The organism is Streptomyces sp. XD-27 (assembly GCF_030553055.1).
GTDB lineage: Bacteria > Actinomycetota > Actinomycetes > Streptomycetales > Streptomycetaceae > Streptomyces.
Window position 1 is genome coordinate 4,457,772 of record NZ_CP130713.1, and the last position, 15,816, is coordinate 4,473,587.

At 71.4% G+C, this 15,816-nt stretch carries 13 protein-coding genes; 5 read left to right on the forward strand and 8 right to left on the reverse strand.

The window, feature by feature from the left end; translation table 11 throughout:
• Positions 1-5: 5 nt before the first annotated feature.
• From Q3Y56_RS19170 to Q3Y56_RS19200, 7 genes are all read right to left on the reverse strand, one after another.
• The gene (locus Q3Y56_RS19170) at positions 6-266 is read right to left on the reverse strand and encodes a hypothetical protein (protein WP_304463117.1); all 261 of its coding nucleotides are present in this window, start codon (positions 264-266) and stop codon (positions 6-8) included.
• A gap of 140 nt (positions 267-406) precedes the next feature.
• The gene (locus Q3Y56_RS19175) at positions 407-1,333 is read right to left on the reverse strand and encodes an alpha/beta fold hydrolase (protein WP_304463118.1); all 927 of its coding nucleotides are present in this window, start codon (positions 1,331-1,333) and stop codon (positions 407-409) included.
• Entirely contained in the window at positions 1,330-1,791 is a 462-nt protein-coding gene (locus Q3Y56_RS19180; protein WP_304465684.1) for a phage holin family protein, read from the reverse strand. Before Q3Y56_RS19180 ends, Q3Y56_RS19175 begins: the two co-directional genes overlap by 4 nt.
• Positions 1,792-1,833: 42 nt before the next feature.
• Positions 1,834-3,225, reverse strand: coding sequence for a Na+/H+ antiporter NhaA (gene nhaA / locus Q3Y56_RS19185; protein WP_304463119.1), 1,392 nt, complete (start codon positions 3,223-3,225; stop codon positions 1,834-1,836).
• Positions 3,226-3,431: 206 nt separating this feature from the next.
• Positions 3,432-5,414, reverse strand: coding sequence for an acetate--CoA ligase (gene acs, locus Q3Y56_RS19190; protein WP_304463120.1), 1,983 nt, complete (start codon positions 5,412-5,414; stop codon positions 3,432-3,434).
• 170 nt (positions 5,415-5,584) lie between these two features.
• Positions 5,585-7,834, reverse strand: coding sequence for a bifunctional SulP family inorganic anion transporter/carbonic anhydrase (locus Q3Y56_RS19195; protein ID WP_304463121.1), 2,250 nt, complete (start codon positions 7,832-7,834; stop codon positions 5,585-5,587).
• Positions 7,835-8,147: 313 nt separating this feature from the next.
• The gene (locus tag Q3Y56_RS19200) at positions 8,148-9,137 is read right to left on the reverse strand and encodes an ATP-binding protein (RefSeq protein WP_304463122.1); all 990 of its coding nucleotides are present in this window, start codon (positions 9,135-9,137) and stop codon (positions 8,148-8,150) included.
• A gap of 102 nt (positions 9,138-9,239) precedes the next feature.
• Between Q3Y56_RS19200 and Q3Y56_RS19205 the strand changes: the two genes are divergently transcribed.
• Entirely contained in the window at positions 9,240-10,064 is an 825-nt protein-coding gene (locus tag Q3Y56_RS19205; RefSeq protein ID WP_304463123.1) for an oxidoreductase, read from the forward strand.
• Between the two features lie 296 nt (positions 10,065-10,360).
• Here Q3Y56_RS19205 and Q3Y56_RS19210 read toward each other — a convergent pair whose 3' ends face one another.
• A complete protein-coding gene (locus tag Q3Y56_RS19210; RefSeq protein WP_304463124.1) occupies positions 10,361-11,197 on the reverse strand; it encodes an HAD family phosphatase in 837 nt (278 codons plus the stop codon).
• A 451-nt stretch (positions 11,198-11,648) separates the two neighbouring features.
• Here Q3Y56_RS19210 and ssd point away from each other — a divergent pair, with 451 nt between their 5' ends.
• Genes ssd through Q3Y56_RS19230 form a run of 4 tightly spaced genes read left to right on the forward strand, consistent with a single transcriptional unit; the run spans position 11,649 to position 15,659 of the window.
• Positions 11,649-12,758, forward strand: coding sequence for a septum site-determining protein Ssd (gene ssd, locus Q3Y56_RS19215; protein WP_304463125.1), 1,110 nt, complete (start codon positions 11,649-11,651; stop codon positions 12,756-12,758).
• Entirely contained in the window at positions 12,755-13,939 is a 1,185-nt protein-coding gene (locus Q3Y56_RS19220; protein WP_304463126.1) for a TadA family conjugal transfer-associated ATPase, read from the forward strand. The genes ssd and Q3Y56_RS19220 overlap by 4 nt, the downstream gene beginning before the upstream one ends.
• Positions 13,936-14,859, forward strand: coding sequence for a type II secretion system F family protein (locus Q3Y56_RS19225; RefSeq protein ID WP_304463127.1), 924 nt, complete (start codon positions 13,936-13,938; stop codon positions 14,857-14,859). The genes Q3Y56_RS19220 and Q3Y56_RS19225 overlap by 4 nt, the downstream gene beginning before the upstream one ends.
• A complete protein-coding gene (locus Q3Y56_RS19230; RefSeq protein WP_304463128.1) occupies positions 14,856-15,659 on the forward strand; it encodes a type II secretion system F family protein in 804 nt (267 codons plus the stop codon). Before Q3Y56_RS19225 ends, Q3Y56_RS19230 begins: the two co-directional genes overlap by 4 nt.
• Positions 15,660-15,816 lie beyond the last annotated feature (157 nt).

The following is a 15,816-nucleotide window of genomic DNA, read 5'->3' on the forward strand; positions in this document are numbered from 1 at the left end:
TCGTGTCAGCGGCTGCGCGGATGGCGCAGGCGCGCCGAGACCCAGCGAGCCCGGCGGCGAATGATCCGCGGAATGCCGATCTGCGGATCATGGTCGAGTTCCTGTCGAAGCGCCGAACCGCGCCGCTCGGACATTCCTCCCGCCACCTCCCCCGGACCCCGGCCGGGAGGTGCCCCCAGGAGGTGCCCCCTCGTGGTGTTGGCGGTGGCGTTGGCGTCGGAGCCGCGGTCGCGTGGTGCGTCACGGTAGTCGTGCGTCCAGCCCATACACCGGACTGTGCCCGGGTCCCGGCGTCCGTAATCGCGGACACGTGCGTCAGTTGGCCTATGCGCCAGGCAATTACCCACGGGTACGGCGACAGGCTGCCGATCCCGCGTCGGCCGTCGCCGACGCCCCCGGCCCGCGGCTAGCGATCGGGTTCGGGGTCCTTCAACCAGTTGATCAGCTCTGTCGAGAACGCGACGGGGTCCTCTTCGTGCGGGAAGTGCCCGAGCCCGTCGAAGAGCCGCCAGCGGTACGGCGCCTCCACGTACTCCCCGGAGCCCGCGGCGCTGCGCGTCCGCATCACCGGGTCGAGTGAACCATGCACATGCAGGGTCGGCACCCGGACCGGCAGCTTCATCCGCCGGTTGAACTGGAAACCATCCGGTCGGGCGAGCGACCGCACCATCCACCGGTACGGCTCGATCGCGCAGTGTGCCGTCGAGGGGATCAGCATCGCTCGCCGGTAGGCGTCCACCGCGTCGTCGTCCGGGGGCACCGGCCCCGACCAGTCCCGGATGAGCCGCCCCACCAGCGCCGCGTCGTCCGCGACCAGTTGGCGCTCGGGGATCCACGGGCGCTGGAAGCCCCAGACGTGGCTGCTCGCCGCGGACTGCCTGACGTCCGCCACCATGGCCGAGCGCCAGCGCCGCGGGTGCGGCGACGAGGCGACGGCGAGCCGCCGGACCAGCTTGGGGCGCATCACCGCGGCGGTCCACGCCAGGTATCCGCCCAGGTCATGGCCGACCAGTGCGGCGTCAGGCTCGCCGAGCGAGCGGATCACGCCGGTGATGTCGAGCGCGAGGTTGGCGGGGTCGTAGCCGCGGGGTGTACGGTCGCTGCCGCCGACCCCGCGCAGATCCATCGCCACCGCCCGGAAACCGGCATCGGCCAGGGCCGTCAGCTGGTGCCGCCACGTCCACCAGAACTGCGGGAACCCGTGCAGCAGCAGCACCAGAGGGCCGTCGCCCGCCTCGGCGATGTGGAAGCGCGCGCCGTTCGCCGCGACATCCCGGTGGGTCCAGGGGCCGTCGAGGCGTACGACCGCGCCGGCGGTATCGGGTGCCGTCATGCAGATGAGCGTGTCACATCGGCGACCGCGACGCCGGTCTCGACGCCGGCGCGCGGATGCGGTTTGACGTTCGACAGTACAGCCGCCGTCTGCTTGGCCGATGCGATCGACTTCTGCGGGGGCTTGACCTTCTTGAACTTGGAGACGGCGGAGAGCCCGAGGGCGATCGCGAGCAGCCAGTAGATGCCGCCGACGATGAGGAAGCACCAGACGAGCCCGAGATCGGTCCACGCGTGGAAGCCGTAAGCCAGGGCGAAGCTGAGCACCGGCAGCGAGAACAGGATCAGCACCCCGGCCACGATGATCGCTCCGCTGCCGATCGCGGCGCGCTTGACGTCCTGCCGGAGCTCGGCCTTGGCCAGCGCGATCTCGTCGTGTACCAGCGCGGACAACTCGCTGGTCGCCGAAGCCACCAGCTGGCCGAGGCTGCGGTTCCCGCCGTCTTCGGCTGCGCTCATCGCCATCTCCCTCTGCTTCGCGTGGACGTCAAGCCTCTCAGATCATGCCGGACCGTCATCACCGGTGTCCCCGGCGGCGGCCACTTCGGCGAGGCGACGGTGTTCGGCCGCCTTCGCTTCGTGGATGAGGGCCATCCTCAGGTGGTACTCCGGGTTTCCCTGCTCGTAGATGTCGGGGATACCGTCCAGGTCCTCGTCCCGGTCCTCCTCGGCGCACAGCCTCTGGTACCTGTTGTTCCGCAGCTTGAGGAGGACGCCCGCGAGCACCGCGGCGAGCAGCGAACCGATCAGCACCGCGGCCTTCACCTCGGCGGCGAGTGCGGGGTCCTCGGGGAAGGCCAGTTCGCCGATGAGCAGCGAGACGGTGAATCCGATGCCCGCGAGCGAGGCCACGGCGAACACATCCGCCCAGGCCAGGTCCTCGTTGAGGGACGCCTTGGTGAACCGGGCCGCCAGCCAGGAGCCGCCGAAGACGCCTATGGTCTTGCCCGCCACCAGGCCGAGGACGACGCCGAGCGTCTCGGGCCGGGTGAAGACGTCCGCCACGGCGTCCCCGGAGATGGAGACCCCGGCGGCGAACAGCGCGAACAGCGGCACGGCGAGGCCGGCCGAGAGCGGTCGCACCTGGTGCTCGATGTGCTCGGCGGGGGAGCGCTCCTCGCCGTCCCGCACGGTGCAGCGCAGCATCAGACCCATGGCGACGCCGGCGACCGTGGCATGTACCCCGCTGGCGTGCATCAGCGCCCAGATGACGACGCCGAGCGGAACGTAGATGTACCAGCCGCGTACGCCCTTGTGGTGCAGCAGCCAGAAGACGGCCAGGCCGGCCACGGACAGGCCGAGCGCGGCGAAATCGATCTCCTGGGTGAAGAAGATCGCGATGATGAGGATGGCGAACAGGTCGTCGACGACGGCGAGGGTGAGCAGGAAGGCCCGGAGCGCGGCGGGGAGCGCCGTGCCGATGACGGCGAGCACGGCGAGGGCGAACGCGATGTCCGTCGCCGTCGGGACCGCCCAGCCCTCCAGACTGCCGCCACCGGTGGTGTTGACGGCGAGGTAGACGAGCGCGGGGGCGGCCATGCCGCAGATCGCGGCGATGACCGGGAGCGCCGCCGCCTTGGGGTCACGCAGTTCGCCCGCGATCAGCTCGCGCTTGAGTTCGATGCCGGCGACGAAGAAGAAGACGGTGAGCAGTCCGTCCTTGGCCCATTCGGCGACGGACAGCCGCAGGTGAAGCGACTCGGGGCCGAAGGAGAAGTCCTTGACGTCGTCGTAGACGTCGTGGAGCGGGGAATTGGCGAAGACCAGAGCGGCGATGGCCGCGAGAAGCAGCAGCACGCCGCCGACCGTCTCCGTACGGAGCGCGTCGGTGACGAACCTGCGCTCCGGGAGGGACTGGCGTCCGAGGAACTTGCGGTCGTTGGGCGCGGCCAAGGCGGCGGACCTCCTGAAGTCGGACGGGCGGATACACGTGTGCTGTGTGCCGACCAGACTTCCCGGCGCGCCTCTGATTCTTGTCGCGATTTTTACGCGTCAGGCACTTACTTTAGCCGGAATGGGTGAAGGGCGCCCCTGTGTCAGCGGACGCCCTTCCTCCGATTGCTGCTCTGACCTGGTATTTCTCCGGTCGTGTGGCCTGGTCAGTCCTCGCTGGGGGTGCTGGGGAGCTTGCTCTGGATCAGCTCCATGACGGAGGAGTCGGTGAGCGTGGTGACATCGCCCAGCGCGCGGTTCTCGGCGACGTCGCGCAGCAGCCGTCGCATGATCTTGCCGGAGCGGGTCTTGGGCAGCTCGGCCACCGGCATGATCCGCTTGGGCTTGGCGATCGGACCGAGCTGCTTGGCGACGTGGGCGCGCAACTCCTCGACCAGGCCGTTCTCCGACGCATTGGGTGCCGCCGTCTCCGTCGCACTGCCGCGCAGGATGACGAAGGCGCAGATGGCCTGGGTGGTCTGCGGGTCGGTCGCGCCGACGACCGCCGCCTCGGCCACCTTCGGGTGCGAGACCAGCGCGGACTCGACCTCGGTGGTGGAGATGTTGTGTCCGGAGACCAGCATGACGTCGTCGACCCGGCCCAGCAGCCAGATGTCGCCGTCGTCGTCCTTCTTGGCGCCGTCGCCCGCGAAGTAGCGGCCGGTGAAGCGCGACCAGTAGGTGTCCAGATAGCGCTGGTCGTCGCCCCAGATCGTGCGGAGCATCGACGGCCACGGCTCGGTGAGGACGAGGTAGCCGCCGGAGCCGTCGGGCACCTCGTTGGCGTCGTCGTCCACGACGGTGGCCGAGATACCCGGGAGCGGGGTCTGCGCCGAACCCGGCTTGGTCGCGGTCACCCCCGGCAGCGGGCTGATCATGATGCCGCCGGTCTCGGTCTGCCACCAGGTGTCGACCACGGGCGTGGTGTCCCCGCCGATGTGCTTGCGGTACCAGATCCATGCCTCGGGGTTGATGGGCTCGCCGACCGAACCGAGGATGCGCAGGCTGCCGAGGTCGAACTTGGCCGGGATGTCGTCGCCCCACTTCATACAGGCGCGGATCGCGGTGGGAGCGGTGTAGAGGATCGTGACGCCGTACTTCTGGACGATCTCCCACCAGCGGCCCTGGTGCGGGGTGTCCGGCGTGCCCTCGTACAGCACCTCGGTCGCGCCGTTGCTCAGCGGGCCGTAGACGATGTACGAGTGGCCGGTGACCCAGCCGACGTCGGCGGTGCACCAGAAGACGTCGGACTCGGGCTTGAGGTCGAAGACCGCGTGGTGGGTGTACGACACCTGGGTGAGGTAGCCGCCCGTGGTGTGCAGGATGCCCTTCGGCTTACCGGTCGTGCCCGAGGTGTAGAGGATGAACAGCGGGTGCTCGGCGTCGAACGCCTCGGGGGTGTGCCGGTCCGGCTGGCGGTCCACCAGGTCGTGCCACCAGACGTCGCGGCCCTCGGTCCACGCGGTGTCCTGGCCGGTGCGGCGGACGACCAGGACGCTGCGTACGTTCTCGGTGCCGGGCCTGGTCAGCGCCTCGTCGACGGCGGGCTTGAGCGCCGACGGCTTGCCGCGGCGGTATCCGCCGTCCGCGGTGATGACCACGCGCGCGTCCGCGTCCTGGATGCGGGTGGCGAGGGCGTCGGCCGAGAAGCCGCCGAAGACGACCGAGTGCGGGGCTCCGATGCGGGCGCAGGCCAGCATGGCGACGATCGTCTCCGGGATCATCGGCATGTAGATGGCGACCCGGTCGCCGCTGTGGACGCCCAGCTCGGTGAGCGCGTTGGCGGCGCGGGAGACCTCGCGCTGCAACTCGGCGTAGGTGATCGAGCGGGTGTCGCCGGGCTCGCCCTCGAAGTGCAGGGCGACACGGTCGCCGAGGCCGTTCTCCACATGGCGGTCGACGCAGTTGTACGCGACGTTCAGCTTGCCGTCGGCGAACCACTTGGCGAACGGCGGATTCGACCAGTCCAGCGTCTCGGTCGGCTCTTCTGTCCAGGTCAGGCGGCGTGCCTGCGTGGCCCAGAAGCCCAGCCGGTCGGCCTTCGCCCGCTCGTACGCCTCCGCGGTGACGTTGGCGTGCCCGGCCAGATCGGCAGGCGGTGCGAAGCGGCGCTCCTCTTTCAAGAGGTTGGCCAGGCTCTCGTTGCTCACGACATCTCCCTTTCCCAGGGTGCCCGTTGTGTCCCGGGTCATAGCTCATCAGCCGGTGGTGGGCCCTGACAAGAGTTCTCGGTAAAAATTGGTTTAGACCTCTTGTGGTCGCTCCTCTCCTTCGCCGACATCATCCCGCCCGCCGCCACCCATCCGGGCGTACCGCCCCCTCAGGGGTGTGCCGCGCCCAGCGCGTCCGGCACCTCCGGCCGCACCGCTGTGAACGTGCCCGACGCCCGGTCCAGGACATAAGCCTGCGCCTCCCCCACGTGGAAGTACATGCCGTGCAGTGCGAGCGAACCCGCGGCCACCCGGCGGGCCACGCACGGGTGGGCCAGCAGGTGGTCGAGCTGCTGCACCACGTTGACGAGCGCCAGCCGCTCGGCGTCGTCGGCGACCGGCCGGTCGGCCAGCGCGATCTCGTCCAGTCCCTGACGTCGGCAGTGCTCCATGCGGGTGAGACTCGGCCGCCCGTGCCGCAGCCAGCGGGCGAGCGGCGTCTGCGCGCCGGGCTCGCCGGGCGAGCCGAGCAGCGCCTGCATCGCACCGCACCCGGAGTGGCCGCACACGGTGATGCTGCCCACCTCCAGCACCTCCACCGCGTACTCGATCGCCGCGGCCACCGAGTCGCAGGCGGCATCGCTGCCGGGTGGCGGCATAAGGTTCCCGACGTTCCGCACCGTGAACAGGTCACCCGGCCCGCTGGAAGTGATCATGCTCGTGACCAGTCGCGAGTCTGCGCAGGTGAGGAAGAGCTGGGTGGGCTGCTGGCCCTCACGGGCCAGCCGCGCCAGCTCGTCCCGCACCAACGGGGCGGTGTTGCGCTGGAACGCGCTCACTCCGCCCAGCAGTTGGCTGCCCCCCGGCGGGGCGGACGCGGCGGGGCGGGTGCAGTGGTGGTTGCGCCAGGGCGTCCAGGGGCGGCACGCATGGGCGCTGGCGGGCTCCGCGATCGGACGGCCGGCGCGCCCGCTGACGGTGACCCACCCCTTGTGCGCGCGATGGGAGTTCGACCACGACTGCAATGCGTCGTACGCGGCATGGTCCATGAAGGATCCGCCCAGCTCCACCACGACGTTCGTGCCCGGCGGCACCTGCGCCAGGGCCCTGGTCAGCCGCGGCACGGCCAGGAAGGTCAACTGACCGTCGACCCGCACCCGGTGGCCGCCCGCCTCCTCGGTCACGGTGATGCGGGTGTGCGTGAGATGGCGAAGCGCCGTGAGGACGGCGACAGCGATGCCAATGGCCACTGCCGTCAGCACTCCGAGCAGGACGACGGCGCCAAGCGTGGCCGCGTACACCGGGAACTCGCGGTGCCGCTGCACATGCTTGATATGGGCGAAGCTCACCATCTTCACCCCGACGACCATCACCAGCGCGGCAAGCGCGGCGAGCGGGATCAGCTCCAGCACCCCTGCCAGGAGTCCGGCGCACAACACCACCCAGATTCCGTGCAGAACGGTGGAACGGCGGCTTCGGGCCCCGGCCCTGACGTTCGCCGAGCCGCGGATCGCCCCGCCTGCCACGGCCAGGCCGCCCAGCAGCCCGGAGACGATGTTGGCGGCACCCTGGCCGGCGAGCTCGCGGTCCAGGCGGGCGGCCGGAGCGCGACGCATGTCCGGCCGACCCGCCTGCAACCGGTCGATGGCGACGGCGGACAGCAGGGACTCCATGCTCGCGACGAGGGTCACCGTGAGCACGGCCGCGATCAGCCCGAGAACCGGCTCGTCCGGCAGTCCGGGGACCGCGTGCAGCCGCCAGGACGGCAGGTCCACGCGCGGTACGGACATCCCTGTGCCGGCGGCGGTGGCGGCGGCCACGGCGGCCAGAGGCGCCGGGACCGCGCGAGCCCGTCGCCCCGCGTCGCCTGGGAGCCGCGGCCAGACGGCGAGCACCCCGACGGTGACCGCGCCGATCAGGAGCGCACTCATATGCGGGTGCTGCAACTCGCCTGGCAGCGCGGCGAGGTTGCTGACCGCCGAGCTGCCGGGTTGCTCACCCAGCAGCACGTGCAACTGGCCGATGGCGATGACGACGCCGATGCCCGCGAGCAGCCCGTGGACGATGGCCGGGCTGATCGCCAGCGCCGCGCGCGCCACTCTCAGTGCCCCGAGCGCGAGTTGCGTCACGCCGGCCAGCACGGTGATCGCGCATGTCGTGCGCCAGCCGTACCGCTGGATCAGTTCGGCGGTCACCACGACAAGGCCGGTGGCCGCCCCGCTCACCTGCAAGGGAGCGCCGCCGAGCAGGCCGGCGACGATCCCGCCCACTGCTGCCGCCACCAGTCCGGCCTGCGCTGGGGCGCCGGTGGCCAGGGCGATGCCGAGCGACAGTGGAATGGAGATCAGAAAGAGGACGATCGAGGCGGAGAGATCCCGGCGCCAGGTGGGCCTGTCGATCCGGGTCAAGAGCTGGAACATACCCGTCTCCTCCGGGGCTGCGCGGCCGCTGACCTGGTCACTTCGGACTGGGCTCGGCCGTGTGTCACGGTGGGTGATGGTTCGGTAACTCTCAAGCGCTGGTAAATGAAGAGTAATGCCGAGTAAAGCCGGCGGGAAGCTTTTTGATCAATCGGTCCACTTGTTCCATCGAACGAGTGAATCCTCTGAAGGTGCAGGGAGAGGGCCGGTGCGCACGCAGGAGACGGAGGGGCGGCGCGGAGGGGCGGCACATGGCAGGGCGCCCGGCCATGCTGATCAGCCGGCCGGGCGCCTTTGTGGTGATCGGTTCCGGTCAGGCCGGCTGAGGGGTGGCCAAGGCTCGTTCGTCGAGGACGAAGGCGGGGTCGACCTGGGCGGCCAGGTCGACGCCCGTCCGCTCGTTGCCCCAACTCGCCGCGTTCTTCAGGTGGAAGTGCACCATCTGGCGGCTGTACCGCTGCCAGTCCCGCTGCGCGTACGACGCGTCCACCGTCTCGTTCAGGGTCCGCAGAGCGCGCCGGTTGGTCTCCTCCAGCCGGTCGAAGGGGAGTGGGCGGCCCTTTTCCATGGCGCGTACCCAGTCGGAGTGGCCCACCGTGACCAGGAGGTCCTCGCCCACCTCTTCGCGCAGGAAGTCGAGGTCGTCTGGGCCCTGCACCTTGTTGCCGACGACGCGCAACGCGACGCCGAAGTCCCGTGCGTACGCCTTGTACTGGCGGTACACGGCGATGCCCTTGCGGGTGGGCTCGGCGACCAGGAAGGTCATGTCGAACCGGGTGAACATGCCGGACGCGAACGAGTCGCTGCCCGCCGTCATGTCGACGACCATGAACTCGCCGCGGCCGTCCACCAGATGGTTGAGGCAGAGCTCGACCGCTCCGACCTTGGAGTGGTAGCAGGCGACGCCCAGGTCGGATTCGGTGAAGGGGCCCGTGGCCATCAGCCGGACCTCTCCGTCGTCCAGGCGCACGGTCCGCGCGCACGCCTCGTACACCGGGTTGTCCTCGGCGATCCGCAGCAGCCGCGACCCGGCGCCCGGCGGGGTGGTCTTGATCATCGTCTCGGCGGAGGCGATACGGGGGTTCGAGCCCCGCAGGTAGTCCTTGATCAGTGGAAGATGGGCGCCCATCGCAGGGAGAGCGGCGGCTTCCGCCTCGTCGAGTCCGAGGGCCGCGCCGAGGTGCTGGTTGATGTCCGCGTCGACGGCGATGACCGGGGCGCGGGTGGCGGCGAGGTGGCGGATGAACAGAGAGGACAGCGTCGTCTTGCCGCTGCCGCCCTTGCCTACGAAAGCGATCTTCATGTTCAGGAAGACTAGTAGGAAGGGGGCGCCGCGGGACGGGGACGCGTGAAGAACACCACTCCAAAGGAGGGTGGGGCCGCCTGGGTGCGTAGTGTCATACCCATGAGTAGTGCGACAGCTGATCCGCTCGCCGCCCTTGGCACTCTGCCCGGCGTGGCCGATGCCGTGGACGCCGTGCGTATGGCGGTGGACCGGGTCTACGGTCACCGGGTCATGCGCCGCCGCAGCAACGAGGTGACCTCCGAGGCCGCGCTGCGCGGCGCGCGCGGTTCGGCGGCCCTGGCGGGGGCTGACTGGGTGCTCGAAGAGGTGCGCCGCCGTACCGATTTCGGGGCGGAGGGCGAGCCGCGGACGGTGGGGGCCGCGCTGCGTCTGACCGCCGAGGCCGGGCAGCTGCTGAGCGTGTGGCGGCAGTCGCCACTGCGGGTGCTGGCGCGACTGCACCTGGTGGCGGCGGGCGGCGCCGAACCGAACGACGCCGTCGGGCGACCGCGGTTGGCGGGCGAATCGGTCGACGAGCCGTTGATCGCGCTGCCGCTGCCGGGCGCGGACGAGGTGGCGGGACGTCTGGACGGTCTGGCGCGGCTGCTGCTGGCCGGTACGTCCGCGCCGGCGCTGGTCAAGGCGGCCGTGGTTCATGGCGAGCTGCTCGCGCTGCGGCCGTTCGGCTCCTGCAACGGGCTGGTCGCCCGGGCCGCGGAGCGCGTCGTGCTGGTCGACAGCGGCCTGGACCCCAAGTCGATCTGCCCGGCGGAGGTCGGTCACGCGGAGCTGGGCCGCGATGCCTATCTGGCCGCGCTCGACGGCTATGTCTCGGGGACCCCCGATGGCGTCGCCGCGTGGATCGTGCACTGCGGGCGGGCGGTCGAACTCGGCGTCCGGGAGAGCACGGCCGTCTGTGAGGCCCTTCAGCGCGGCGCCGCCTGACAACAGGTTGCGGCGGTACCCACCATCTCGGTACCGCCGCTGGCATGTCCGCCGGGTTACCAAGCGTCCTCGAAAGTTGCCCATCAGGTCGGGAACTCAGCCCGTCACCTGGTGCGGCTGGCCCGTAATCGACGGGTCGACGTCGCGTGGGTGCTCGGCTTTCACACTCGGTCCGTGGGGCCTTGGTGCGTTCGAGGGATCCTCCCGGATTCCCCTGGTCTCGCGGGCCGTCAACTCCTTTCTACCTCAGTCATGGGTGAATCGGAAGTGTTCACCGTGGATAGCTGTATTTGGCACTAAATCCGGGCATACGGCGTGCGTCGTCGGTGGGCGTACCAGACGAGCCCCGCGGCCGCGGCGGCGGCCGCCACCGCGGCGCCGGCGACCAGCACGGGGCGCGGCGGCATCGACAGAGACGGCAGGCGCTGCTTGAGCCGGACCGGCCGACTGAACGAGAGGATGGGCCAGCCCCGAGCGGCGGCCTCGCGGCGCAGCGCGCGGTCGGGATTCACCGCGTGCGGGTGGCCGACCGCCTCCAGCATGGGCAGATCGGTGGCGGAGTCGCTGTAGGCGTAGCAGCGATCCAGGTCGTACCCCTCCGACTCGGCCAGCTCGGCGATGGCTTCCGCCTTCGTCGGGCCGTACGCGTAGTACTCCACCTCGCCGGTGAAGACGCCGTCCTCGACGACCATGCGGGTGGCGACCACGCGATCCGCGCCGAGCAGCTCGCCGATCGGCTCCACGACCTCGGCGCCCGAGGTGCTGACGATCACGACGTCACGGCCGGCGGCGTGGTGCTCCTCGATGAGCGAGGCCGCCTCGTCATAGATGATCGGGTCGATGAGGTCGTGCAGGGTCTCGGCGACGATCTCGCGGACCTGCTGGACGTTCCAGCCGCGGCAGAGCGCCGAGAGGTACTCCCGCATCCGTTCCATCTGGTCGTGGTCGGCGCCCCCCGCGAGGAAGACGAACTGGATGTACGCGGTCCGCAGCGCGGCCCTGCGGTTGATCAGTCCGCCTTGGTAGAAGGACTTGCCGAAGGTGAGAGTGCTCGACTTCGCAATGACCGTCTTGTCCAGGTCAAAGAACGCGGCTGCGCGAGGCAAGGAGTGGTTTTCCACGATGCTGAGCATAGGGGCCCACCATTCGGCGTAAGCTGGGGCGCGTGGGTTTGCCTGAGAAGGCTCTCGGGTACACCATGGAAGTCACGGATCGTTCGCGACCGTGCTAACCCGGTCCGACTCCTCCCCCCCGAGTCGGCCGTGGGGACGACCCCCGCTCTCCCCCCGGCGGGGGTCGTCGCATGTCCGGACGCGTTTTCGCGGTTCTCACGCGCTCTCACTCCCTCCATGCGGCCCCGGCGGGCCCGCACAGACAAGATCGTGCGACGTAACTGTGGGTAATCGCCAGAGCGCTCTCCGGAAGTCACCGGTATAGGTGATTGGGATATTCACAACTGATGAGTTGTCCACAGTTTTGAACCAAGATCAGCAAGATTTCCCGGATCACCGCATCGTGATTCCCATCAATGTCGGCGCGCGATGTTCGCAGACGTGAAAGCGCGTCACGAGATGGGGAGGGACCGTGCCGGGATCCATGACGCCCGAACGGCTGTCGGCCGCCGAGGGGCACCAGCCCAGGCCGCTGATCGTCACGGAGGACGAGGAACTTCTCGACGACCTGTTGCGGCTGTGCGCGGCCGCCGGCGCCGAAGCCGAGGTCGCCCACGGCGCGCCCACGCGCAGAGGCAGCTGGGAGGGCGCGCCGCTGATCCTCGTCGGCGACGATTCCGCGCGCCGCCTGCGCGGGCGCGCCCGCAGAACAGGGGTACTGCTCATCGGCAGGGACCTCGACGACCACGGCATCTGGCAGCGGGGCGTGGAGGTCGGCGCGGACCATGTGCTCTTCCTGCCCGATGCCGAGACCTGGTTGGTGGACCGGATCGCCGACGTGGCCGAGGGCGCCGGCCCCCAGGCGGTCACCATCGGCGTCATCGGCGGCCGCGGCGGGGCGGGTGCCAGCACGCTCGCCTGCGCCCTGGCGGTGACCGCCGCCAGGACCGGTCGGCGCACGATGCTCATCGACGGTGATCCGCTCGGCGGCGGCCTCGACGTGCTCCTCGGCGGTGAGCGCGCACAGGGGCTGCGATGGCCGGCGTTCGCGGAGTCGCGTGGCCGCGTGGCCGGGAGCGCGCTGGAGGAAGCGCTGCCCGAACTGCACTCGCTGCGGCTCCTCAGCTGGGACCGCGGGGACTCGGTGATCATCGCGCCGGACGCCATGCGATCGGTCCTGGCGGCGGCCCGGCGCCGGGGCGGTGTCGTGGTGGTGGACCTGCCGCGGCGGGTCGACGAGTCGGTCGCCGAAGCGCTCGCGCAGGTGGATCTCGGACTTCTCGTCGTTCCCGCCGAGGTGCGCGCCGTCGCGGCCGCACACCGGGTGGCGTCGACCGTGGGCATGGTGCTGCGGGACCTGAGGGCGGTGGTGCGCGGCCCCTTCAGCCCGGGGCTGGACGACGAGGAGGTGGCGCGCCTCCTCCGGCTGCCCTTGGCCGGAGAACTGCCCCAGGAGCCCGGGCTCGTGGCCGACCTGGACGACGGCAGTCCCCCGGGCGGCAGCCCCCGAGGCCCGCTGGCCCGCTTCTGCACCGAATTCTGGGCCCGAGCCCTGCCCAGCGAGGGAGGTGTCGTGGCATGAGCCCCATGAGTTCCTCCGGCCCCGCAACGCCCGCCCTGCTGGACGCGGTGCGACTGCGGCTGGCCGCGAGCGGCGCCGAGCCGACGCCCGCCCGTGTGGCGGCGGCCTTACGCGAGGAGGGACGGCTCCTCGGCGACACGGAAGTCCTCGGCGTTGTCACGGCTTTGCGATCAGAACTGGTCGGCACCGGAGCGCTGGAGCCGCTCCTCGCCGCGCCGGACGTCACCGACGTCCTGGTCACCGCGCCTGACCAGGTGTGGGTGGACCGCGGCCGCGGGCTGGAGCGGACAGAGATCCGCTTCGCCGACGCGGCGGCCGTCCGCAGGCTCGCCCAGCGGCTCGCCGCGGTGGCCGGACGGCGGCTGGACGACGCCCGGCCATGGGTGGACGCCCGGCTACCCGACGGGACGCGGCTGCACGCGGTGCTGCCACCCGTCGCCGTCGGCTCGACGTGTCTGTCGCTGCGCGTCGTACGGCCACGCGCCTTCACCCTCGACGAACTCGTCGCGGCCGGGACCGTGCCGCCCGGCGGCGAGCGGCTGCTCACCGACGTACTCGAGGCCCGCCTGTCGTACCTCATCAGCGGCGGGACCGGTTCGGGCAAGACGACCCTCCTGAGCACCCTGCTCGGGCTCGTGGGCGAGGACGAACGGATCGTCCTCGCCGAGGATTCGGCCGAGCTGAGGCCGGACCATCCCCATGTCGTCCGACTGGAGACACGCCCCGCCAACCAGGAGGGCCAAGGCATGGTGACACTGCGGGACCTCGTCCGGCAGGCGCTGCGGATGCGTCCGGACCGGCTCGTCGTCGGAGAGGTCCGCGGGGCCGAGGTCACCGATCTGCTCGCCGCGCTCAACACCGGCCACGAAGGCGGCTGCGGCACTGTGCACGCCAATGCGGCGGCCGACGTGCCGGCCCGCCTGGAGGCGCTCGGCTGCACGGCCGGACTCGACCGGGCCGCTCTGCACAGCCAGCTCGCGGCCGCGCTGTCCGTGGTGATCCACCTCGTACGGGACCGGGGCGGGCGGCGCCGGATCGCAGAGCTGCACGTACTGGACCGCGATCGGGCGGGCTTCGTGACGACGGTCCCGGCCGCCGTCTGGGGCCCTGACGGCTTCGAGAGGGCGTCCGGGTGGCAGCGGCTCCAGCGCCTGTGCGTACGGGGCGGAGGAACGGCATGACGGGCCTTGGAACGGCGCCGGGCGCACTGCCGCTGTACGCCGTGCTGCTGTGCGCGGCAGCCGCGGCCGTCTGGCTGCTCACCGGACAGGACCAGGAACTGCGCAGGACCAGACTGCTGCTCGCCGGCGCCGGCGCGGCCGTCCCCGGATCCGCCCGGCCCCCGTGGCGTACGGCAGATACCGCGGCGGCGCTCTGGGGCCGCTGGCGGCTGAGGTACGGCCGGCGGCTGGGCCGTGAGCTGCTGTGTCTGCCGCTCGGCTGCCTCTTGGCCGCGGTCAGCTCCTCGGCGATCCCGCTGGTCGCCGCGGCCGCCGCCGTGCCCCTGGTCGGGCGCCGGCTGCGCGCGCGGGCTCTTCGCCTGGAGCGGGAGCGGCGAGCCGAGGTCGTGATCGAGCTGTGCGGCGTCGTAGCGGGCGAGTTGCGTGCCGGGCGGCATCCGGGCGAGGCACTGCTGGCAGCCCCCGCGCGCGGCCTGGGAGAGCGCTGGCCGCTGGTGTCCGCCGCAGCCCGCTTCGGGGACGACGTGCCGCAGGCGCTGCGCCTGGCGGCCCGCACACCCGGCTGCGAGGGGCTGACCGGCGTCGCGGCGTGCTGGCAGGTGGCGGTCGACGGCGGCGCCGGACTGGCGGCCGGACTCGACCGGGTCGGAGCGGCGCTGCGCGCCGAGCGCGATCAGCGGGAGCGGCTGCGCGCCCAGTTGGCCGCGCAGCGTGCGGCCGGAGTGGTGCTCTCCGTGCTGCCGGTGTTCGTGCTCCTGCTCGGCACCGTGCTCGGAGCCGATCCGCTGCGGGTCCTGCTGCACACACCGGTCGGCCTTGGGTGCCTGGTGCTGGGCGGACTGCTCCAGTGGGCGGGCCTCGCCTGGACCGCGCGGGTGGTACGGGGAGCGGCGCCCGATGAGACGAAGGGGGAGGGGTGAGCGGCGAGGTTGTCCACAGGCTGGGGGCGGCGTCGGCCGTCGCGACGGCGGTGGCCTGGCTGGCGGCGGTGACCCATCGGGGCCGGCAGCGGCACGTGGCGCGGCGCCGGGTGGCGGCGATCCTGGGCCGGGACAGCGGCCGGCCGACGGCTCCGCACGGCCGATGGCGCCTTCACGACCGGCTTGCCGCACTGCGCAGCTGGCTGCCGCCCGCCGCTGCCATGCTCACCATGATCGTCCTCCTCGCAGGGATCCGCGGGTGCGCGGCAGGCCTTGCCGCGGCGTACGGGGCCAGGAGGTGGCAACGGTGGCGACGGACCCGTACGGAGGCGAAGCCGAGGACGGAGCAGCCCGTGGCGCCGGAACTGCCACTGGCAGCCGATCTGCTGGCCGCATGCCTGGCTGCCGGGGCGAGCCCGAGAGAGGCCGCCGAGGCCGTGGGGAAGTCGCTGAACGGCGAGGTCGGCCGACAGCTGAGTCGGGCGGCCACCGAACTGCGGCTCGGGGGAGCCCCCGCTGAGGCCTGGGGGCGCGTGGGGGCCCTGGCCGGAGGGGACCGGCTCGCGAAGCAACTGGAGCGCGCGGGGACCACCGGTGCTCCCGCGGTGGACGAGGTCTCCCGGCTCGCGGCCGACTGCCGTGCCGCACAGGAGCGGGCCGCCGCCGCGCGGGCCGGGCAGGCCCAGGTGCTGTCGACCGCCCCACTGGGCCTGTGCTTCCTGCCCGCCTTCCTGCTCCTGGGGGTGGTGCCGATGGTGGTCGGCCTCGGCAGCGGGCTGGCGGCCACCGACGCGTGGTGACGCGAAGGACCGGATGGGTGACGCGAACGGACCGAGAGGACGAACGCATACGGGCGGCGGCGAAGGAGGGCGAGCGACGGCAGCGCCGTACGGCAATCGCGGCAACTAAGACATGCGGCAACGAAGACATGTGGCCGCGGCATGAACGAAGACATGA